We start from the raw sequence: 19,167 nt of genomic DNA on the forward strand, positions 1-19,167 counted from the left end.
TATAATTATACTTGTCTCTTTCATAGTGTAGCGTTTCTTTTCCTTTTTCGTCAATAAGTCTCTACTGTACCGTAATTTGAGCTTTGATTTTTTCTAGCGACTTCTCGCCAATACCTGATACTTGCCCCAAATCCTCTACTGTTTGAAACAAGCCATTTTCCTCTCGATATGAAACGATGGCACTCGCTTTTGAAGGTCCAATGCCATTTAACGTTTGTAGTTCATCAGTGTTCGCTGTATTGATATTAACAAGGGGCTGATCATTTGAAGTTCCTGAGGAAGAGATTGAAGAAACTGGAGATGAAGGCGGGATTTCTTCTCCAGCAGCTGGAATGTAAACAGCCATTTCATCTTGTAGCTTGCTAGCTAAATTGAGCTGTCTTAAGTCCGCTTCTTTTGTAGCGCCTCCGGCTTGTGCTAGAGCATCTTTTACCCTTGCATCTTTTCGAAGCTGATATACACCAGGCTTCTGAACAGCTCCTTTAATATCCACCATAACAAACGGGGAATCTTGGCTCGAATTTACTTGATCAGACGACTCTCCTTCTTTTTTTGCAGCAGAAGATTCTGCCTTTATCATATCTGAGGTTTGAAGAGAACTTTCCGGTTTCTCTCCGCCTGTGCGATAGATATAAAAAGCCAATCCAACTGCTAAGCAAATACACCCAATTAGCCATTGTTTTTTTGAAAAAGTCAAATTGTACACTCCTTTGAATTTTGAAGTAACGTCATAAATTCCATTACGTCTTCATAGTGTTTAGAAGAAAAGGCTTTTGAAGGAGGGAATGAATCAGTGAACATAGGGTTTATCGGAACAGGAAACATGGGGAAAATATTAATTGATGCGTTTATTGAATCAAAAGCCGTACGTCCTTCTAAAATTACTATTATGAATCGCACAAAAAAAAGAGCCAAAGAGATTCAACAGCAGCATAAAAAAATTCATGTTGCTGATACAGCTGAAGAAGTTGTTCACGCATCCAAAGTCATTTTTATTTGTGTTAAGCCATTGGATATTCACCCCCTTTTAATAAAATTAGAACCACTGCTGACGAAAGATCACTGCATTGTATCCATTACCAGTCCAATTAGCGTAGAACAAATCGAACGCCTCATTCCGAGTCAAGCAGCTAGAATTATCCCTAGCATTACGAATCGGGCATTAGCAGGTGTTTCTCTTTTCACGTTTGGAGAAAGATGTACGCCTTTTTACCAAAATTATTTACATGAATTATTTTCATCCATGTCAAAGCCTGTGGCTATTGATCAAACGATTACGCGCGTATCATCCGATATCGTAAGCTGCGGTCCTGCATTCTTCAGCTTTTTGCTTCAACGCTTTATTGATGCAGCAGTTCAAGAAACAAATATTTCTGAAGAAGAAGCTACCGTCATGGCCAGTGATATGATTATTGGAATGGGAAAACTGTTGGAAAAAGAAATATTTACGCTTCCTACCTTGCAGGATAAAGTATGCGTAAAAGGCGGTGTAACCGGAGAAGGTATTAAAGTTTTAGAAGCTGAACTCGGAGAGATGTTTGTGCACGTATTTCAAAAAACACATGAAAAATTTGACGAAGACATTGAGCTTGTTCACAATCAGTTTGATAGTCTTATTCCATAATTTCTGTAGAAATCCTGCTTTGAAACAAAAAAAGAAGCCTCTACTCGGCTTCTTTTTTTTGCGCAGAGAAAAAGATGCGCTCACTGTTTGAAGTAGGCTCACTCATTTTGAAATCTGCACTTACTTCTATATTTATAAAACCAGCTTCGCTCAGCCATGATTGATAACGGTCAATCGACCAAGTGCGCTGAGAATGCACCTCATCAAAGCGATGATATGCATTCATTTCTTCATCATAAGCAAAAAACGTAATATCATGCTCTACGCGCATGTCTGTATCGTCATAGGTGCAGTTCCAAATATATGACACGTCTTCATCTACGTAAGAAAAAGATTGATTTCCAAATACGTCCTTCATCTTGTGCACTGAATGAACATCAAATATAAAGAGCCCACCGGGTTTTAAGTGCTTATATACACGTTGAATGGTTTCTTGAACTTCTTTATCACTTTGCAAATAGTTCAAAGAATCACAAAAGATTACTACACAGTCGAACTCTTTCAATAACTCAAGTTCCGCCATGTTTTGCTGAAAAAGAGATAGCGTTACCCCTGCTTCTGCCGCCTTTTCCTGGGCTACCATAAGCATATCATCAGACAAATCAACGCCTACTACGGAGAAACCTTCTTGTGCAAATCGAACGGAGAGTTCTCCCGTGCCGCAGGCAAGGTCTAATATACTGTCAGGCTTTGTTTTCGCTTTTGCCACCTGCTGATTAAAAAATTCAGCCCAATCGTCATACGGAACGTCTGCCATTAGCTGATCATATACGTAGGCAAATTCTCCGTACCTGCTCATAGCTGTAGCTCTTCTGAACTTACAAATGGTGCATCTCCCCATAAGCGTTCTAAGTTATAATATCCGCGCTCATCTTTATGGAAAATGTGAATCACAACATCTCCAAGATCAACAAGAACCCACTTAGCCTGCTCAAATCCTTCTAAACGCTTCACAGAAATGCCTTGTTCGTGTGCTTTTTCTTTAATTTCACGAGCGATTGCCTGCACTTGTTTATCTGAGTTACCGTGACAAATAACAAAATAATCTGCCACAAGTGAGATTCCTTCCATATTTAACGCTACGATATCGATTGCTTTTTTATCGTCTGCTGCTTCTACAACAAGAGATAGCAATTCACGTTCAGTCATGTGTTTGACCTCCTAAGATTAAATCATTATATGTCATCATCGTATCGGGATAGACGGCCTGATGTTTAGTCATTAAAAAAGAAATGGTGTTTTTCAGTGATTGAATGAGTGCTGCATTTAAGTCGGTTTTAGCTAACTCCCGCACTTCATCAACACCTGGAAATCTCCTTCCGGGTTCAATGTAATCAGCAACGTACACAATTTTTTCAAGTAACGTCATGCCACGTCTTCCAGATGTATGGTAAGCAATTGCATCCAATACTTCCTTATCCGTAATCCCTACTTCATTTCTCACTAAAAACGCGCCTACTGGAGCATGCCATAATTCGGTATTGTATTCCAATAAAGAAGGGTTCATGTTTTGATCAATAATAATTTGCTTCATCTCTTCCTTTGGACGAAACTTGGCGTAGTCATGAAAAACAGCAGCCAGTTCTGCTTTTTTTTCGTCTGCTTCAAAACGTTTAGCTAATTCAATTGCTGTTTCCATTACCCCGACAGTATGAATATAACGACGTTCTGTTAACTGTTTCTTTACGATTTCTAATGCCTCAGTTCGATTCATATAATTGATTCTCCTCGATATATTGTTTAACACCAGCAGGTATAAAATAACGAATGGTTTCTTTCTTTACTACTCGTTCGCGAATAAAGGAAGAGGAGACATCAAACTGCGGAACTTCTACTTCTTTTATCGGGTAAGGGGACGTAATGGTATACCCCGGGCGTTTTACACCTACAAATGTAACCAAATTGACTAATTCATCAATTTCATACCACTTCGGCAAATATTCTACCATATCAGCACCAACGATGAAATGAAACTGATATGTTGGATATTTCTCCGTTAGTATTCTCATCGTATCATATGTATATGAAGGCTCTTTGCGCTCAAATTCAATCGGCTGCAGGGTAAATTGATCATGTTCTTCAATAGCTAGCTTTAGCATTTGTAAACGATGATATGGCTCAATAGGCTCTTTGATTGTTTTATGAGGTGGAATATACGACGGCATGAACCATATCTCATCTAATTTCAAGGCATGCAAAACCTCATTTGCCATCATTAAATGCCCCAAATGAGGCGGATTGAATGTTCCACCTAAAATTCCAATACTCTTCAACAATCCCCGACTCCTTTAATTTACTTCATTTTTAAATAGAGCGGGTTTCCCCGCTCTATTTCATTTCACTTTTGGAAGCATTAACTGCTTATTTTCACGTGATTCTTTATATAATACAATTGTATTTCCAATCACTTGTACAAGCTCTGCTTTTGTTCCTTTTGTTAATCGAGCAGCAACCGTGTCACGATCTTCGTCACAGTTTTGCAGAATGCTTACTTTTAATAATTCTCTTGCTTCTAATGCATCAGCAATTTGACCAATCATATTTTCGTTGACTCCACCTTTTCCTACTTGGAAAATTGGATTTAAATGATGTGCTTTTGAACGTAAAAAACGTTTTTGTTTACCTGTTAACATAAAAACCTCCGTTGTATCTTATCTCTTAGTTAGTGTTGAAAGAACAATGTGTTCCATTGCCTCTTCGTCAGGACGGACGTTCGTCCACTTTTCAAATGCAAGTGCACCTTGCAGTACAAACATACCGACACCGTTATGAGTGCCTGCCCCTTTTGCTTCAGCCTCTTTTAAAAGCTTTGTTTTTAAAGGGTTGTAAATAATATCGCTGACTACGGCTTCTTTTTGTAATAAAGTAAGTGCTAATGGCAGCTCATCAACGTTAGGATACATCCCCACTGAAGTGGTATTAATAATAATATCGAATGTATCTAATTGTTTTTCCGCATCAGAAATAGACATCGCCGCCGTTTTCGTCGAAAAAGGCAGCTCGTTAGCTAATACAGCTGCTTTTTCGACGGTACGATTGCATATCGCAATTACCTCGGGAGCATGCTGAGCTGCAATTGTATAAAAAATAGCTTTTGCAGCTCCTCCAGCTCCAATAATTAAAATTCTTTTTTGGGATAAGCTGCCTTCTACTGCTTTGAGTAAAGAGGTCACATACCCCTCTCCGTCGGTATTGTATCCAATATAACGGCCATCTTGATTAACAACTGTATTTACAGCGCCAATTGCCTTTGCTAATGGATCGACTTCATCCAAATGCTTCATAATATCAACTTTATAAGGAATCGTGACATTAAATCCTTGAATGTTTTTATTTTTTAGCTCTCCAATGGCTGACTCAAAATGAACAGGTTCAATTGGAAAAGCTTCATAATGAGCATCCATATTCAGACGTTTAAAGGCATCATTTTGCATCAATGGCGATAGTGAATGCCCAAGCGGATAACCAACTAGCCCATATAATGTACTCAAGATTTTTTCCCCTTTTTGTTTAAATTAAAGAATCGCGCACAAATACGCCGACTCCTTTTGGTGCATGCGCCACAACTTTTGAACCTGACTCATTAACCGTCACCCAGCCAAGCCCTGAAAAAACAATATCCGTTTTTTCATTTTTTATTGTAAATTCATGTGCAACCAGTTCAGGAAACTCATCCATTTGCTCTGGGCGCGGCGGCTGAAGCAGTTCACCTGCTTGCTTTTCATACAGCTCATCTGCTTTTTCAAGCTTCGTACGATGGATATGCAAATCGTTCGATACATAACATGTTAATGACTTGCGTCCTCCCTGTACATAATCTAAGCGCGCCAGTCCTCCAAAGTATAACGTTTGCCCTTCATTTAGCTGATAAACCTTCGGCTTTATTTCTTTTTTAGGAGAAATCAGCTTTAAGTCTCGTTTATCTACATAGTGAGCCATTTGATGGTGATTAATAATACCAGGCGTATCATATAAAGACGCGCCGTTATCAAGCGGGATATCAATCATATCCAGCGTTGTGCCCGGATATTGAGATGTAGTAATAATATCTTTTTCTCCGGTTACTTCTTTAATAATGGCATTAATAAATGTTGATTTACCAACGTTTGTACATCCCACAACATATACATCTTTACCTTCGCGATAATGTTCAATGGCTTCGGCAATTTCTCGAATTCCTTGTCCTTTTTGCGCGCTCATGAGGAACACATCCACTGATTTTAGCCCAAGCTCTTTCGCTTCTCGCTTCATCCAATGAATTAGTTTATTTTTCTTTATAGACTTTGGCAGTAAATCTGCTTTATTTCCCACTAAAAGAACCTTGTTATTTCCAACAAATCGATGCAAACCAGGTAACCAGCTGCCGTTAAAGTCAAAGATATCTACAACTTTTACAACTAAACCGTCCGTTTGACCAATTCCATTTAAGATTTTTAAAAAATCATCGTCTGTTAAGGAAACATCTTGTACTTCATTATAATGCTTCAAGCGAAAGCATCGCTGGCAAATAATAGCTTCTTTTTCTAGTGCTGATTTTGGAGCATAGCCAAGTTCATCCGGTCGTTCTGTTTGAATCTCCACTCCGCATCCTACGCACTGTAATTTTTCTTCACTCACGTTTTAATCCTCCCAGTTAATCATACCTTTTCGTTTCATCCAACCTAGAATTCTTCGTTCCATTTTACGGTTAAATTTCGTTACAAATCCATCTGTTTGCGCAACTGGTACAACCAAAACCGTATATACGCCGAGACGATTTCCTCCTAATACATCCGTTAAAAGCTGGTCACCAATAACTACAACCTCATCTTTTTGCAGCTCCATATCACGAAGAGCTCTTCTAAATGCTTTACGCATCGGTTTGCGTGCTTTATATACAAATGGAAGTCCAACTGGATCTGAAAACAGCTTGACTCGTTTCTCCACATTATTCGATACAATCGTAATTTTAATTCCACTATCTTTCATTAACTGAAACCACTCAATTAATTCTGGAGTGGCATCAGGGCGATCCCATTCCACCAACGTGTTATCTAAGTCGGTAATAATTCCTTTTATTCCGCGCTCTTTCAAATCGTCTGGCTTAATTTGAAACACGTTTTTCACATGTTCATTTGGTAAAAAAAGTTTCAACACGTATCATGCACCTCGAATATATAGTTACATACTAAAATTAACGCCGTCTATCATTATAACGACTTCTTGTTATTTTCCAACCTAAAATTTTATCCTCTTCAAAAACAGGTCTTTTCTTAGTATAAAGGATATGCCTTGTGAATGCTTTAACTTTATACAGAAAGTTATTGACAAAAGGTAGTAAACCTCTATTTGTTCGTGGGCTTACGATATATTCACTCTCTGCAAACTTAAAATAAAAAATAGTGCAGAAAACGTTTATTACTTATCAAATAGGGTAAGTGGTAAACAAATTCTGTTAAAAGTTTTCGACAAAAAATGATAAGCCTAATTATGTGGATAAGTTTATACACATTATCCTCTGTTATAGTTCAGCAATTAATGGTAATTATAAACAACATACCCACATTTTATCCACTGAAAGCTGTGGATAACAGAACGATTGTTCCTTTATTTGATTCATGTTAGATTATAAATAAGGAATTTATTAGCATTTAAATATAACTTTTTAGGATATTTATTTTAGTAGGAGGTGGCGGCAATCTTATGAGAAAATTATCAGATGAGCTGCTTATTGAATCATACAGCAAAGCAACCGAACTGCAATTAAGCCCTGATTTTATAAAATTAATTGAAGAGGAAATTGAAAGAAGATCATTAAAGATTAACATACAAATTCCTTCTTAACGAATAAAAGAGCCTTCTTAATAAAAGAAAGCTGCATCTTCATTTATCTATCTACTCTTTTATTATATAGGCTCTATTTTTTCAAATGAGCAATTGGTTCTCCATACTTTACATAAGAACCTGAGTGAACGTTAGAATCAAAAGTGATTGAGTTCTTCTCAAATAATAAAATGACAGTCGAACCAAACGTGAAGTAAGCCATTTCTTCCCCTTTTTCGACTACTTCTTTTTTAGAAACCGCTTCAATGCTGTTGATAAACATGGCTCCTACTTTTACCATCAGCATGTGACCATTTTCAAATGTTAACTCCGTGAGCTTCCGGAAATTTTTCACCAGCGGTTCTTTCCCGTACTTGATTCCTAATGAATTTACTGGATAAGACTTTTGTCCAACGGTCCACGTATTCCCCACTTGGGCTTTAAGAGGACTGTGAATGCGATGATAGTCTTTCGGACTAAGATAGAGAATAATAAACTGTCCCTCTATATATTTTTCAAGAATGAGATCATTTGAAACCATTTCCTGTATAGAATAAGGTTTGTTTTTTACAATCATTTCTTTTTGAGGCGTAATGACTCCATATGCTTCTATCTTTGCATCTACAGGACTGACAACGCTGTCTTTCTGCTGATCGACCGGACGGGCAGAAGGATTCAAATGGCGAATAAATAGCTCGTGTAAGTTTTGATAATGATGCAGAGGCTTGTCCATTTCTTCTTTATTTACTTTAAAAACTTTTGTATAGGAGGGTATAACAAACCGACTCCATTTAGAGAAAGTGAATTTTCGAATGAGCTTCGATGATCCTTGGTGATTCGTAAGCTCAATAAACGTTCGATACAGGTGCTGCAACAATAATTTTACCTCCACATACTGAATAGTTCTTTACTAGAATAAGGTTTGCGTCTACAATGAAATTACCATTATTTTTACCTTTAGTTCATTCCATCCTTTAAAGGAGTGAGGAAATTGTTTTTATTAGACTATCTAGATCATACAATTAAAAAGCTGAGATCCCAAGCGGCAAACTCCTTAACGATTGTTAATTTAAGTTTAGGAAGCTTTGCTATTTTATTTGTCATGAAAAATGAATTGAACTTAAGTTTATTACTAATTTTTTTAGCAGCGTTAGCAGACCGATTCGACGGCATGGTAGCCAGAAAGCTGCAAATTGAATCTGAACTTGGAAAACAACTGGACTCCATGTGCGATATTATATCATTTGGCATCGCTCCAGCTCTACTACTTTATCAAAGTATTTTGTCTCACTTTGGTGCTGCAGGTTCAATTGTTACCATCTGTTACATTGCTTGCGGAGCACTTCGTCTTGCCCGCTTTAACATCACAGAAAATACTGGGTATTTTACAGGGCTCCCTATTACCGCAGCAGGTTGTTTATTAACTCTTAGCTACTTGGGCGTCCCTTATTTGCCTTCACACTTTTATATGTTTTTAATTATCGTACTCGCTTGCTTGATGATTAGTACTTTCAAGCTAAAAAAAGTATAGAGCTCCATTTACTTTTGCAGAGGAATATTATCGTCTTGCTTCTTTCCTTAATTATAGAATAAATCATCTTCTTTAAGAAACAAAGCGAAAATTCCTTAAGAATTCTTAAGAATGAATGGTTCTATTCGGTAGGATATGTCACCTAAAAAAACTCATGCACATGCATGAGTTTTTTTTAACACCAGCAGCTAAAAAACCAATAGAAGCTTCCGAAAATTAATAACAGGACAAACAGAACAATCAACAATCCAAGTCCCCAGCCGAAGCCTCCTCCACATGGGTAAGCTGGATAATTAGGATAACAGCAGCCTCCGTAACCGTACATACTTTCCCTCCTTACACTATGAACTACTACTAGCGTATGTACATACTTTTTCCCTGTATAGGCTGGTAACTATCTATAAAGAAAAATCTGTGGACTTTTTCAAACTCTCTTGTCCCCGGGGGGAATTTTAAACGTACAGGCAAAGACATCCTTCTTTTTACATATAGTGTAATGTTAGTCTCTCACAGGTTGATATCCCCTTATGGAGGTGAAGAGATGTCTGCATTATTTACCGCACTAGGCTATTTCTTTAAAGAATTGGTTTTCCTTGTTTCCTACGTAAAAAACAATGCCTTTCCTCAACCCTTGTCTGCTGCTGAAGAAAAGAGATATTTATCTTTAATGGAACAAGGAGATCAAGAAGCGCGAAACCTTCTTATCGAACACAATCTCCGGCTCGTTGCGCATATTGTTAAAAAGTTTGAAAACACGGGAGAGGATGCGGAAGATTTAATTTCAATTGGGACAATCGGTTTAATTAAAGCAATCGAAAGTTATTCGCAAGGAAAAGGAACAAAATTAGCTACTTATGCCGCACGATGTATTGAAAATGAAATATTGATGCACTTGCGAGCGCTCAAAAAAACAAAAAAAGATGTGTCTCTACATGATCCAATTGGCCAGGATAAAGAAGGAAATGAAATCAGTTTGATTGATGTATTAAAATCAGAATCAGACGATGTAATTGATATGATTCAACTAAATATGGAATTAGAAAAAATAAAAGAATACATCGATATTCTCGATGATCGAGAAAAGGAAGTAATTGTTGGTCGCTTCGGTTTGGATCTGCAGGATGAAAAAACCCAGCGAGAAATTGCAAAAGAATTAAATATTTCAAGAAGTTATGTTTCGCGAATTGAAAAGCGAGCGCTGATGAAAATGTTTCACGAATTTTACAGAGCCGAAAAAGAGAAAAAAAAGAGCGGAAAGAAGGAGAATTAATCCTTCTTTCCGCTCTTTTTTTAAAATAATTTCCAAATAATAATCCGTAGCAAACACATCATTACTCCCTCTACTAATCATTTAGGTGGAATCTTTCTCCACAAGCAGCCATACAACGATATATCCTTTTTGATTAATCATCATTCATCCACTCCTTTCCACTGTTCAAATTAGAAATGACGATAAAACTCATACTTGCGGTCTTTTATTTCTTCTTCTAATTGTCTTACATACTGTTCATGCTTAATTTCTGCCTCTGAGTATTGACGAGACTTTATGGTAATAGTTAAAAAGAAAATGTTCAGTGTCATTACAATCACCTCCTTATACACAAAAAAGCCACAGTAATGCATAAGCATCCTGTGGCTGAAAAATAATAAAAACCACAGGGCTACTATTCGCACCTGTGGTGAATTAACGTGTTTTAATGATCAAAGTAAGAAAGTTACTTGATACAGGAACACGGCCGAATAGTATACGTATATAGACGATTTTTGAACATAGTTGAAACTGGATGACCCATAACTGATAAACGTCTTAACATATGACTCGACCTCCTTTTAATAAAGTATTTTCCTTACAATGGTAATTATATCCACAGACTCATAAAAAGTAAACTGTTTTTTTGAAAAATAGGGAATTTTTTTATTTTTTCAACCCTCATAAAAAAAAGACGATGTATGATCGCCTTTTTATATCTATTATTCTTTTTCTTTCATTAGTTCTTTTTTCAGTTTTTTAGTTTGATAACTAAAATAAAAGGCAAGGGCGGCAAAAAGAATAACGATGGCTTCCATTATTCCAAGCTGCATATCACTTTTTTCACCTTGGCCAATCATAACACCAATGTACAAGAATGTACTTACGGCTAGAAGGACGTAAATAAAGCGGCTGTAATCTTCAATTTTTGCTTTGATGTGTTGAGCTTTCATACAATCACCTTCTCAGTAGAATGTTATAACTCTACTCTATCACAGATCTATAGGTCTATAAAAATCCTATTTTTACCACCTTTATTTCAATGCCTCTTCTAAGTCTTCGATTAAATCTTCTACATCTTCAAGGCCTACAGAAATACGAATTAATCCATCTGTAATTCCTAGCTCTTTACGTCGGTCGCTCGGTATAGAAGCATGAGTCATTTTGGCAGGAATTGAAATGAGGCTTTCAATGGCTCCTAAACTTTCTGCTAATGTAAAATACTTCACTTTGCTCAGTACTTGTTCCGCTTTCTCTTCGCTTCCCACATCAAAAGAAACCATTCCTCCAAAACCTCTTGCTTGCTTTTTAGCAATAAGGTGGTTTGGGTGGGTTTTTAATCCTGGGTAATATACTTTTGTAACAGCAGGATGAGCAAGTAAAAATTCTACTATTTTCCCAGTGTTGAATTCATGTTCTTCCATTCGTATTCCTAATGTTTTAATCCCCCTCATCAAAAGCCAAGAATCTTGGGGTCCTAAAATGCCTCCAGTCGCATTTTGAATAAAATGAAGGTCTTCTGCCAATTTAGGCGAATTCACAACAGCTAGCCCTGCTACAACGTCACTGTGGCCGCCTAGATACTTAGTTGCACTGTGCAGAACGATATCCGCACCTTTTCCGATAGGGTTTTGCCAATACGGGGTACTGAATGTGTTATCAACGATGGTAAGTAAATGATGCTGTTTAGCTACTGAAGAAGCCTGCTGCAAGTCAGTAATTTTTAGGAGAGGATTCGTGGGAGTCTCGATATAAATAGCTTTTGTGTTGGGGCGAATTTCTTTCTTAATATTTTCGATGTCGCTTGTATCAATAAAAGTAGCTTCAATGCCAATACGGCTCAGCACTTTTGTAATCACTCGGTACGTTCCTCCGTATACGTCATCTGTAATTAGCACATGATCTCCGCTGTTAAACAGCATGAATACAGCAGTAGTAGCTGCCATACCAGATCCAAACGCAAACCCAGCATATCCTCCTTCAATTTCTTTGATAAGTTCTTCTAAGGCGTGTCGTGTAGGGTTACCGGTTCTCGAATATTCGTATCCCGTATGTTTTCCAGCTCCCTCTTGTTTATAAGTGCTCACTTGATAAATAGGAACAGAGACAGCACCCGTCTGTTCATCGCCAACAATTCCACCATGAATTAATTGTGTTTTACGTTTCATCTTATCTTCCTCCACTGTAAATATTTTTACTTAAGTACCGTTCGCTGCTATCGGGAAAAATGGTGACAATATGAGCGCCTTTTTCTGCAGTTTTTGCTTCGAGCAGGGCTGCTTCGAAGGCTGCTCCTGAAGAGCTGCCTACTAGTAACCCTTCTTTTAAAGCCAGCTCTTTCACTCTTTGAAAAGCATAAACATCTTCAACAGTATGAATAGCACTAAAATAAGACCGCTCCATATAATCAGGGACGAACTCCATTCCAATTCCTTCAGTTAAGTGAGGGCCGGATTTCCCTCCGTTTAAAATCGAACCTTCTGGCTCAACAATGACTGTTTTTAGAGAAGGATTTTTTTCTTTCAAAAATTTTGCTGTACCCATAAATGTTCCACCTGTACCTGCTCCAGCTACAAACACGTCGATTTTTCCATCAAGCTGTTCATATATTTCTGGCCCTAAGGTTTTGTAATAAGTCATAGGATTGGCCGGATTAGCAAACTGCTGAGGACAATAAGAACCAGGTATTTCACGCAGCAGCTCTTGAGCCTTGTTTATAGCACCTTTCATACCAGCTTCAGTAGGTGTTTGAACCACAGTTGCCCCCAAAGCCTTCATAAGCTGCTGTTTTTCAATACTGAATTTTTCTGGAACACATAGTATGACGTTTATTTCGTGCTGAAGAGCAGCTAAAGCCAGCCCAATCCCCGTATTTCCAGCAGTAGGCTCAACCACCGTTCCGCCTCGCTTCAGTCTTCCAGAGCTAAGAGCTTCTTGCAGCAGTTCTTTTCCTAAACGATCTTTTACACTTCCTCCTGGATTAACATATTCCAGTTTAGCAAATATCCTGATTTCTCTAGGTAAATCAAATTGTGTAATCTCAATCATAGGTGTGTTTCCAATCAATTCATGAATGTTTTTGGCTACCTTCATAATCTTGAACACCTCGCTATCAAATAATATAACTTAACCTATAAATAAAGTAGGAATTAAAACAAAAATATAGTCTACACCCCATGTTATGACAAACGATGCAGAGTGTAGACGAAAACAAACTCTATATTTTACGAACAGCTTATTTTAATTTTGTAATAAAATTCAATACTAATTTCGTTGAATTAACAGCTGCTTTTTCTAAAAATTGCTCAAAAGAAACATTTGATTCTTTGCCGGCGATGTCAGAAAGAGCACGAAGAATAACAAACGGTACGCCAAATTGATAGCATACTTGAGCAACAGCCGCCGCTTCCATTTCAGCTGCATACAGGTCTGGAAACTTAGAGCGAACAAACTCTACGCGCACAGGATCGTTCATGAACGAATCTCCTGTAGCAATTAGTCCTTTTACAATTTTCATATCCGTTACTTCAAGAGCGCTTTCTTCAGCAAGACGAACTAGTTTTTCATCTGCTTTAAAAGCTGCAGGCAAGTTTGGCACTTGACCGTATTCATAGTTGAATACCGTTACATCTACATCATGATGACGAACTTCTGTTGAAATAACCGCATCCCCTACGTTTAACTCTGGATGGAAGCCGCCTGCTGATCCTGTGTTAATAACGTAATCAGGTTTGAACTTCTCTAGTAAGATGGCCGTAGATAACGCAGCATTTACTTTTCCAATACCTGATTTTAATAATACAACCTCCACACCGCTGATTGTTCCTGTCGAGTATTCACATCCTGCGATTACTGTTTCTTGACGATTTTCAATTTTATCGCGTAAAATCGTCACTTCTTCTTCCATTGCTCCAATGATTGCTACTTTCATTTTAAAACCTCTTTCTACTATTGTTTCGTTGCCTCCAATACCCACACAAAGTGATTAAATTGTGTAAAGGTTATGTGAAAACCATTGCTTTCAAAGATTTGCTTTAAGACGGGAATCGTTGTATAGTATTCCCTCTCTAGATCTTCTGCTAGTTGCGTATACCCTTTTTGTTTTGCCTGAACAATGGTATCAGCAAATGAATCCGCTGTTTCAAACATTGTATCAGCAAACACTATTTTACCACCGGTTTGAAGTAACTTTCCATAGTTTATCACAGCTTCTTCTTTTTCTTTATCTGTTAAATGATGAAAAGCATACGTACTAACTAAGCTCTCTGCTGGAAACAATGATGTATCAAATTGTAAGAAGTCTCCTGGTGTGACTAAAACATCTGCCCCTAATTTCTGGTGTGCCAATTGTCTCATTGGTACTGAAGGTTCAATTCCTACTACAGTCAGTTCTTTTTCTAACAGTTTTTTTGTTAAGTTTCCAGTCCCTGTTCCAAATTCTATCACATGCCCTATTGAACGGTCTGCTACATACTCTAAGATTTTATTATAATTGCGAAACACTTCCCTATACTGTTCATCTTTCCCGCTTACCGATGCATCATATTCATTCGCCCACTTTTCAAAGATATCTAAAAACTCTAGACCCATAAAAACGCCTCCTTATAACTAATAATTCTTATGGATATAGTATGTTTTTAGCTATCGTTTGTTCTTCATTTACAAATATTTTAAGCTTTTAACTTTCTATTTGCTATACTATAGTAATGAGGTAAGGAGGTCGTAAGATGAATTTTGAATTTGAAATGATTGAAGATAAAATAGAATTTTTTGAAGCGCCTGACGTTAAAATGCTTGAAAAACAAATTGCGGAAAAAATAGACCAAAATAAAGCGATTTTGCTTGAGGTGCATAGCGTATCTCACCAAATGTCTGTGGATTATGAACAAGGTAAAAAGCTTTACTCTGCAGTTGTTCATTTCAAATTAAAAAAGCAGCGCTAGCGCGCTGCTTTTCTTATTGAAGCTTATCCACTACTGCGGGCTTCCAGCCTTCTCCATCTACCCATTCAATCTGAACGCGGTACTTTGTTGATGAGTTGCCTTTAGGACTAACCGTAGCTACGGCTTTACCTACGCCACCGTTATTCCCCAAACGCCATACTGTCATATTGCTTGGGCTAATGCCTGACCCTTCGCCTACAGCTTTTAGCATTTCGTTCCAATCCGTTGATCCTTTTTTATATGTTGCTGCAGGTGCATCTTGTGACGTACCTACTGAATCCCATGAAGGATCTACCTTGCGTTCTGCCACGCCAGGCTCTGGATTTTTCTCTACTTCAGCCTGTGAATCTGAGTCGTTTGATTCTTCATCTGTTGCTTGATCATCTTCAGAGCTTTGGTCATCTTCAGAACTTTGATCGTCCGTTGCTTGATCATCTGTCGCTTGATCATCTTTCGAAGAATCATCGTCTTTTTTAGCCGTCTTGTCCGTTTTTTGGTCATTTGTTTGCGGATTGTTTTGAGTTGTTTCCGCTTGGTTATCCGATTTATCCTTGTTTCCAAGAATCATCGTACCACCGACAAATACAATTAAAACTGCTACGACAGCAATTAACAGATTATATAATCGGTTTACTTTTTTTTCTTTGTTTTCGTGTCTTGAAGAACGATTGTTATTCATTGCTACAATTTCCTCCAACTTTTATAATGCTTTATTCTAACATGTGTTTTCTTATACATGAAGCATCAAAATTTATTTGAAGTATATTTGTAATATTTTTTACAAATTCTTCTTGTTCTAACGTGTATTTAAGTCATACATCCCTTTAACAATATCATAAAATACACTGTTTGTGGGAGATATCGCACTTTTTGTATTTAAATCCACTACTACCATTGCATATTTTGGATCATCTGCAGGAAAGTAACCCGCAAACCATTTATTGACGATATCGTCTTTCACATTGATTTCAGCAGTTCCTGACTTTCCTGCCACTTCATAAGGAAGCGTTTGAAATCTTCTTCCTGTTCCTTTTTCGCTCTGTACGACACCTTTTAAAAGCTGCTGCATAGAAGCAGCTGTGGCTTTATTAATGGTATCTCCTTTTAGCTCATGCTCTTTAAACGTATACAATGACGTGTTGTTTTTATACTCTAGCGCATCTACAGCTTTTACCTGTTTCTTTTCTCCTCCGCGTGCAATTGTCGCCATCATATTTGCTACTGCAAGCGGAGTCACTTTTACATCAAGCTGTCCAATTGCCGTTTGAGCTACAGCATTTGGTACTTTTTTTTCTCTTTCATTTGTCCAAACTCTTCCCGATTTTTCTCCTAAAAACTGCTTAAAATGTTCAAAGTGAAACACATCACCCGTCCATCCTACAGGCTGAATAAGCCCTAACTTATCGGCATATTGTTCAAGGATATTCGGATTAGATATTAGCATTTCTTTTGCTAGCTGTGCAAACGTTGCATTACAACTTTGCGCGAAGCTTTCTTCAAACGTCAGCTGCCCTTTTTGATGATCTTCTTCTACATTATTGCCATAAATACTTTTATCGCAGTTATAGGTAAAAGAAGGCTGAATTTTATTTTGTTCAAGCGCTGCAGCTGCTGTTACGGTTTTAAATATAGATCCAGGAGTTTGTGGCGTCAGCAAACGATTTTCTACGCTGTCTGAACCATTTTGCTTTTTAAATGGATCTTTCTTATTAATCGAAGGCCTGCTGGCCATCGCAATTACTTTATTGTTTTTTATATCAATTAAGACGGCTCCTCCGTCTTTTAACTTATAATGATTTAATGTATTCTCCACTAGCTCCTGAGCAGACAAATCAAGCGTCGTACGCACACTGACTGGATAATAAGGGTTAGCTGTGCCCGTGTATTTTACATCGATGCCAAACATAGGCCCACCTAGGCGATCAACATGATAAAGGAGCTTAGACTCCTGTTCAGGCAGCAAAAACTCGTCAAAAGCCCTCTGCATCCCTGAGATACCTACAGGCGTAGTTGATTTAATTGCTCCATTTTTCAATTTGTCACTATACTTCTCTTCAATTATTTGTTTGCTTTGTGCCTCTAGTCCGATTAAATGTTCAGCAAGAGGAACTGGACGCTCATCTTTTAGAGGAATTCCAAATACGCCAGGTACCTTTAATGCATTTATTTTTTCGACTTGTGCATGGGATAATTCTTTTGTAATAACAACCGGTGTTTTAGCATTCGCTAGTCTTTTCGTTAGTTCCTTTGGTTGCATTCCCACGATTTCACTTACTTGCTGAACAGGCCACTTCATTTTTTCTAAAAATGGAAACAGGACTAAGCGATTATGCGTGATAGATGTTAAAGACTGTCCATTTTTATCTTCAAATTTCCCTCGCCCGTCATCTACCACCATTTCCTGCGTACGCTGTTTTACGCTTCCTTCAATTAAGTTAATCTTTTTGTCAGTAAAAGATTCTGTGCTGACAAGCTGGAGTTGAACAAGCCGTGCTCCCAGTCCACTAATTAATAATAAAATAAAAATAAGAGTAATATAAATTCGCTTGTGAATTATTTTCATGACTACACCTCACTCTTTACAAGTGTCGACGTTGCCATTACTTTTAAAACCATTATCTTAAGAAATATTCATTCTTTTTTTCATTTCACAAAAAAACTTGCTGATTCAGCAAGTTTTTATTATTAATTTTCTGTTAAAAATTGTTGAGTTGTTCTTAGCTTTCCTATTTTCGGAAAGATGTAAGAAAGAGTTGCTTCATGCTCTTCTTTTGTAAATGTCGCCATGGCATCCGTGATAAAAATTTGGTTATACCCATACTGAAATGCTTCACGAGCTGTGCTTTCCACACCAATATTTGTTGCAATTCCGCAAAGGACAATTGTATCAATTCCTCTTCGGCGAAGCTGAAGGTCTAAATCTGTCCCAAAAAAGGCTCCCCACTGACGTTTTGTCACAATGTAATCATTCTCTTGAACATTAAGTCTTGGATCGAATTCCGCCCAGTCTGCAGGTCTTTCTTGAGGAGCAGATGGCTTTTGATCCGTTTCTGGCATCAACGCATCTTTTCCATCTTGAAAATCTACCTGTACAAAGCTAATAAATCCATTTTGTTCGCGGAAACGATTCACAAGCTGAACAGATTTCTCCACAATTTCGTCTCCTCCAATTGGAACAATCCCTTTTTGTAAATCAATTAAAACAAGCGCTGTTTTAGCAAAATCGATATCTTTCATTTTCATCTTTCCTTTCTTACATATCTTTTCTATTCTCTCCGCTTTTTAAAATCATATAAAAAAAGCTGACGCGTGTCAGCTTTTTTACTTACGAGCATTCAGTAGAACGCTTCCAACCATATGTTTTACTTAACAGATACAATTTTCACTGACATATCTCCACCAGGAGTTTGAACAGTTACTTGATCTCCAATTTGTTTGCCCATTAGACTTTTAGCAATTGGCGAATCATTTGAAATTTTCCCTTCAAACGGATCTGCTTCTGCACTACCTACAATTGTATACGTTTCTTCGTCACCATCTGGCAACTCTACAAATGTTACAGATTTACCTAATGATACAATAGAAGAGTTTTCTACATCTTCTTCAATAATTTTCGCATTGCGAATCATATTTTCAAGCGTTGTAATACGGCCTTCTACGAAAGCCTGCTCGTCTTTTGCAGAATCGTACTCAGAGTTCTCCGATAAATCTCCAAAACTGCGGGCGATTTTGATACGCTCTACAACTTCTTTACGTTTTACTGTTTTTAAATATTCTAGCTCTTGCTCTAGCTTTAGCTTTCCTTCTTCTGTCATTGGAAATACTTTTTCTTGTGCCATAATCCCTTCACTCCTTCTTGAACTCAAAATCTCTAGTGTATACAGTCCATTTCTGTATGTACAAAAAATTTTCCACTCTGTGGAAAAATCAGTTAATAGAGAAATGACAGCTTCAAAATAGAAGCTGCTCGTTTCTCTATTCTTTATAATGTTTGTGTTTAGTTAGCAGAATATGTCTG

General features: G+C 37.5%; 26 protein-coding genes. 5 read left to right on the forward strand and 21 right to left on the reverse strand.

All coding sequences use genetic code 11. From position 1 onward, the window contains the following. Positions 1-61: 61 nt before the first annotated feature. Positions 62-697, reverse strand: a complete 636-nt coding sequence (locus ACN6NE_RS07475; RefSeq protein WP_474325010.1) for a helix-hairpin-helix domain-containing protein — start codon at positions 695-697, stop codon at positions 62-64. A gap of 96 nt (positions 698-793) precedes the next feature. Between ACN6NE_RS07475 and comER the strand changes: the two genes are divergently transcribed. Further along, complete coding sequence (gene comER, locus ACN6NE_RS07480; protein WP_025750559.1) at positions 794-1,624, forward strand: late competence protein ComER; 831 nt, start codon at positions 794-796, stop codon at positions 1,622-1,624. A 40-nt stretch (positions 1,625-1,664) separates the two neighbouring features. Here the strand turns inward: comER and ACN6NE_RS07485 are convergent, their stop codons facing one another. The 8 genes from ACN6NE_RS07485 to ACN6NE_RS07520 are packed head-to-tail and all read right to left on the reverse strand — an operon-like array spanning position 1,665 to position 6,757. Then, positions 1,665-2,423: a class I SAM-dependent DNA methyltransferase gene (locus ACN6NE_RS07485; protein ID WP_474325011.1), complete on the reverse strand. Its 759-nt coding sequence runs from the start codon at positions 2,421-2,423 to the stop codon at positions 1,665-1,667. Further along, the gene (gene rsfS, locus ACN6NE_RS07490) at positions 2,420-2,773 is read right to left on the reverse strand and encodes a ribosome silencing factor (RefSeq protein WP_474325012.1); all 354 of its coding nucleotides are present in this window, start codon (positions 2,771-2,773) and stop codon (positions 2,420-2,422) included. The genes ACN6NE_RS07485 and rsfS overlap by 4 nt, the downstream gene beginning before the upstream one ends. Continuing rightward, entirely contained in the window at positions 2,766-3,338 is a 573-nt protein-coding gene (gene yqeK / locus ACN6NE_RS07495; RefSeq protein ID WP_129704845.1) for a bis(5'-nucleosyl)-tetraphosphatase (symmetrical) YqeK, read from the reverse strand. The genes rsfS and yqeK overlap by 8 nt, the downstream gene beginning before the upstream one ends. Then, on the reverse strand, positions 3,325-3,897 hold the full coding sequence (locus ACN6NE_RS07500) for a nicotinate-nucleotide adenylyltransferase (protein ID WP_013059259.1): 573 nt from the start codon (positions 3,895-3,897) through the stop codon (positions 3,325-3,327). Before ACN6NE_RS07500 ends, yqeK begins: the two co-directional genes overlap by 14 nt. Before the next feature lie 60 nt (positions 3,898-3,957). Continuing rightward, positions 3,958-4,257, reverse strand: coding sequence for a ribosome assembly RNA-binding protein YhbY (gene yhbY / locus ACN6NE_RS07505; protein ID WP_013059260.1), 300 nt, complete (start codon positions 4,255-4,257; stop codon positions 3,958-3,960). An 18-nt stretch (positions 4,258-4,275) separates the two neighbouring features. Beyond that, positions 4,276-5,115 carry a shikimate dehydrogenase gene (aroE, locus tag ACN6NE_RS07510; protein ID WP_129704847.1) on the reverse strand — a complete coding sequence of 280 codons (840 nt, stop codon included), beginning with the start codon at positions 5,113-5,115 and terminating at the stop codon, positions 4,276-4,278. A 19-nt stretch (positions 5,116-5,134) separates the two neighbouring features. Then, positions 5,135-6,241 carry a ribosome biogenesis GTPase YqeH gene (yqeH, locus tag ACN6NE_RS07515; RefSeq protein ID WP_013059262.1) on the reverse strand — a complete coding sequence of 369 codons (1,107 nt, stop codon included), beginning with the start codon at positions 6,239-6,241 and terminating at the stop codon, positions 5,135-5,137. A gap of 3 nt (positions 6,242-6,244) precedes the next feature. Next, positions 6,245-6,757, reverse strand: a complete 513-nt coding sequence (locus ACN6NE_RS07520; RefSeq protein WP_013059263.1) for a YqeG family HAD IIIA-type phosphatase — start codon at positions 6,755-6,757, stop codon at positions 6,245-6,247. Between the two features lie 549 nt (positions 6,758-7,306). On the opposite strand from ACN6NE_RS07520, the gene ACN6NE_RS07525 reads away from it, so the two are divergent. Next, a complete protein-coding gene (locus ACN6NE_RS07525; protein ID WP_028410607.1) occupies positions 7,307-7,447 on the forward strand; it encodes a sporulation histidine kinase inhibitor Sda in 141 nt (46 codons plus the stop codon). Positions 7,448-7,520: 73 nt separating this feature from the next. On the opposite strand, the gene ACN6NE_RS07530 is transcribed toward ACN6NE_RS07525, so the two are convergent. After that, positions 7,521-8,303, reverse strand: a complete 783-nt coding sequence (locus ACN6NE_RS07530; protein ID WP_474325015.1) for a phosphatidylserine decarboxylase — start codon at positions 8,301-8,303, stop codon at positions 7,521-7,523. A 114-nt stretch (positions 8,304-8,417) separates the two neighbouring features. Between ACN6NE_RS07530 and pssA the strand changes: the two genes are divergently transcribed. Continuing rightward, a complete protein-coding gene (gene pssA, locus ACN6NE_RS07535; RefSeq protein WP_013059266.1) occupies positions 8,418-8,957 on the forward strand; it encodes a CDP-diacylglycerol--serine O-phosphatidyltransferase in 540 nt (179 codons plus the stop codon). 175 nt (positions 8,958-9,132) lie between these two features. Here the strand turns inward: pssA and ACN6NE_RS07540 are convergent, their stop codons facing one another. Continuing rightward, positions 9,133-9,282: a hypothetical protein gene (locus ACN6NE_RS07540; protein ID WP_014458166.1), complete on the reverse strand. Its 150-nt coding sequence runs from the start codon at positions 9,280-9,282 to the stop codon at positions 9,133-9,135. 216 nt (positions 9,283-9,498) lie between these two features. Here ACN6NE_RS07540 and sigK point away from each other — a divergent pair, with 216 nt between their 5' ends. Next, positions 9,499-10,227: an RNA polymerase sporulation sigma factor SigK gene (sigK, locus tag ACN6NE_RS07545; RefSeq protein ID WP_013059268.1), complete on the forward strand. Its 729-nt coding sequence runs from the start codon at positions 9,499-9,501 to the stop codon at positions 10,225-10,227. A gap of 170 nt (positions 10,228-10,397) precedes the next feature. Here sigK and ACN6NE_RS07550 read toward each other — a convergent pair whose 3' ends face one another. The 6 genes from ACN6NE_RS07550 to ACN6NE_RS07575 form a co-directional block, all read right to left on the reverse strand. After that, entirely contained in the window at positions 10,398-10,538 is a 141-nt protein-coding gene (locus tag ACN6NE_RS07550) for a YrzI family small protein (protein WP_013059269.1), read from the reverse strand. 390 nt (positions 10,539-10,928) lie between these two features. Next, a complete protein-coding gene (locus ACN6NE_RS07555) occupies positions 10,929-11,159 on the reverse strand; it encodes a YrhC family protein (RefSeq protein WP_013059270.1) in 231 nt (76 codons plus the stop codon). An 81-nt stretch (positions 11,160-11,240) separates the two neighbouring features. Continuing rightward, the gene (locus tag ACN6NE_RS07560; RefSeq protein WP_474325018.1) at positions 11,241-12,374 is read right to left on the reverse strand and encodes a bifunctional cystathionine gamma-lyase/homocysteine desulfhydrase; all 1,134 of its coding nucleotides are present in this window, start codon (positions 12,372-12,374) and stop codon (positions 11,241-11,243) included. 1 nt (position 12,375) lies between these two features. Then, entirely contained in the window at positions 12,376-13,299 is a 924-nt protein-coding gene (locus ACN6NE_RS07565; protein WP_474325020.1) for a PLP-dependent cysteine synthase family protein, read from the reverse strand. 142 nt (positions 13,300-13,441) lie between these two features. Then, complete coding sequence (mtnN, locus tag ACN6NE_RS07570; protein WP_028411671.1) at positions 13,442-14,137, reverse strand: 5'-methylthioadenosine/S-adenosylhomocysteine nucleosidase; 696 nt, start codon at positions 14,135-14,137, stop codon at positions 13,442-13,444. A gap of 17 nt (positions 14,138-14,154) precedes the next feature. Next, positions 14,155-14,796, reverse strand: coding sequence for a class I SAM-dependent methyltransferase (locus ACN6NE_RS07575; RefSeq protein WP_474325022.1), 642 nt, complete (start codon positions 14,794-14,796; stop codon positions 14,155-14,157). A 137-nt stretch (positions 14,797-14,933) separates the two neighbouring features. Between ACN6NE_RS07575 and ACN6NE_RS07580 the strand changes: the two genes are divergently transcribed. After that, positions 14,934-15,149, forward strand: a complete 216-nt coding sequence (locus ACN6NE_RS07580) for a DUF2536 family protein (RefSeq protein WP_013085082.1) — start codon at positions 14,934-14,936, stop codon at positions 15,147-15,149. Positions 15,150-15,162: 13 nt separating this feature from the next. On the opposite strand, the gene ACN6NE_RS07585 is transcribed toward ACN6NE_RS07580, so the two are convergent. The 4 genes from ACN6NE_RS07585 to greA all read right to left on the reverse strand — a co-directional run bounded on the left by ACN6NE_RS07585 (position 15,163) and on the right by greA (position 18,988). Next, complete coding sequence (locus tag ACN6NE_RS07585; protein ID WP_013059276.1) at positions 15,163-15,828, reverse strand: YrrS family protein; 666 nt, start codon at positions 15,826-15,828, stop codon at positions 15,163-15,165. Positions 15,829-15,945: 117 nt separating this feature from the next. Beyond that, positions 15,946-17,712, reverse strand: coding sequence for a peptidoglycan D,D-transpeptidase FtsI family protein (locus ACN6NE_RS07590; protein WP_474325024.1), 1,767 nt, complete (start codon positions 17,710-17,712; stop codon positions 15,946-15,948). Positions 17,713-17,834: 122 nt separating this feature from the next. Then, positions 17,835-18,392 carry an isochorismatase family protein gene (locus ACN6NE_RS07595; protein WP_438616507.1) on the reverse strand — a complete coding sequence of 186 codons (558 nt, stop codon included), beginning with the start codon at positions 18,390-18,392 and terminating at the stop codon, positions 17,835-17,837. 119 nt (positions 18,393-18,511) lie between these two features. After that, on the reverse strand, positions 18,512-18,988 hold the full coding sequence (gene greA, locus ACN6NE_RS07600) for a transcription elongation factor GreA (RefSeq protein WP_013059279.1): 477 nt from the start codon (positions 18,986-18,988) through the stop codon (positions 18,512-18,514). Positions 18,989-19,167: the final 179 nt, after the last annotated feature.

It is taken from the genome of Priestia sp. 53B2, from assembly GCF_056099005.1.

Excerpts from the sequence above, each read along its gene's own strand:
- ACN6NE_RS07590 (WP_474325024.1), bottom strand. The coding sequence starts at position 17,712 with ATGAAAATAATTCACAAGCGAATTTATATTACTCTTATTTTTATTTTA.
- mtnN (WP_028411671.1), bottom strand. The coding sequence starts at position 14,137 with ATGAAAGTAGCAATCATTGGAGCAATGGAAGAAGAAGTGACGATTTTA.
- ACN6NE_RS07580 (WP_013085082.1), top strand. The coding sequence starts at position 14,934 with ATGAATTTTGAATTTGAAATGATTGAAGATAAAATAGAATTTTTTGAA.
- ACN6NE_RS07595 (WP_438616507.1), bottom strand. The coding sequence starts at position 18,392 with ATGAAAATGAAAGATATCGATTTTGCTAAAACAGCGCTTGTTTTAATT.
- ACN6NE_RS07525 (WP_028410607.1), top strand. The coding sequence starts at position 7,307 with ATGAGAAAATTATCAGATGAGCTGCTTATTGAATCATACAGCAAAGCA.
- ACN6NE_RS07585 (WP_013059276.1), bottom strand. The coding sequence starts at position 15,828 with ATGAATAACAATCGTTCTTCAAGACACGAAAACAAAGAAAAAAAAGTA.
- yhbY (WP_013059260.1), bottom strand. The coding sequence starts at position 4,257 with ATGTTAACAGGTAAACAAAAACGTTTTTTACGTTCAAAAGCACATCAT.
- ACN6NE_RS07560 (WP_474325018.1), bottom strand. The coding sequence starts at position 12,374 with ATGAAACGTAAAACACAATTAATTCATGGTGGAATTGTTGGCGATGAA.
- ACN6NE_RS07575 (WP_474325022.1), bottom strand. The coding sequence starts at position 14,796 with ATGGGTCTAGAGTTTTTAGATATCTTTGAAAAGTGGGCGAATGAATAT.
- sigK (WP_013059268.1), top strand. The coding sequence starts at position 9,499 with ATGTCTGCATTATTTACCGCACTAGGCTATTTCTTTAAAGAATTGGTT.
- ACN6NE_RS07485 (WP_474325011.1), bottom strand. The coding sequence starts at position 2,423 with ATGAGCAGGTACGGAGAATTTGCCTACGTATATGATCAGCTAATGGCA.
- ACN6NE_RS07555 (WP_013059270.1), bottom strand. The coding sequence starts at position 11,159 with ATGAAAGCTCAACACATCAAAGCAAAAATTGAAGATTACAGCCGCTTT.
- ACN6NE_RS07540 (WP_014458166.1), bottom strand. The coding sequence starts at position 9,282 with ATGTACGGTTACGGAGGCTGCTGTTATCCTAATTATCCAGCTTACCCA.
- rsfS (WP_474325012.1), bottom strand. The coding sequence starts at position 2,773 with ATGACTGAACGTGAATTGCTATCTCTTGTTGTAGAAGCAGCAGACGAT.
- ACN6NE_RS07565 (WP_474325020.1), bottom strand. The coding sequence starts at position 13,299 with ATGAAGGTAGCCAAAAACATTCATGAATTGATTGGAAACACACCTATG.
- yqeK (WP_129704845.1), bottom strand. The coding sequence starts at position 3,338 with ATGAATCGAACTGAGGCATTAGAAATCGTAAAGAAACAGTTAACAGAA.
- ACN6NE_RS07550 (WP_013059269.1), bottom strand. The coding sequence starts at position 10,538 with ATGACACTGAACATTTTCTTTTTAACTATTACCATAAAGTCTCGTCAA.
- greA (WP_013059279.1), bottom strand. The coding sequence starts at position 18,988 with ATGGCACAAGAAAAAGTATTTCCAATGACAGAAGAAGGAAAGCTAAAG.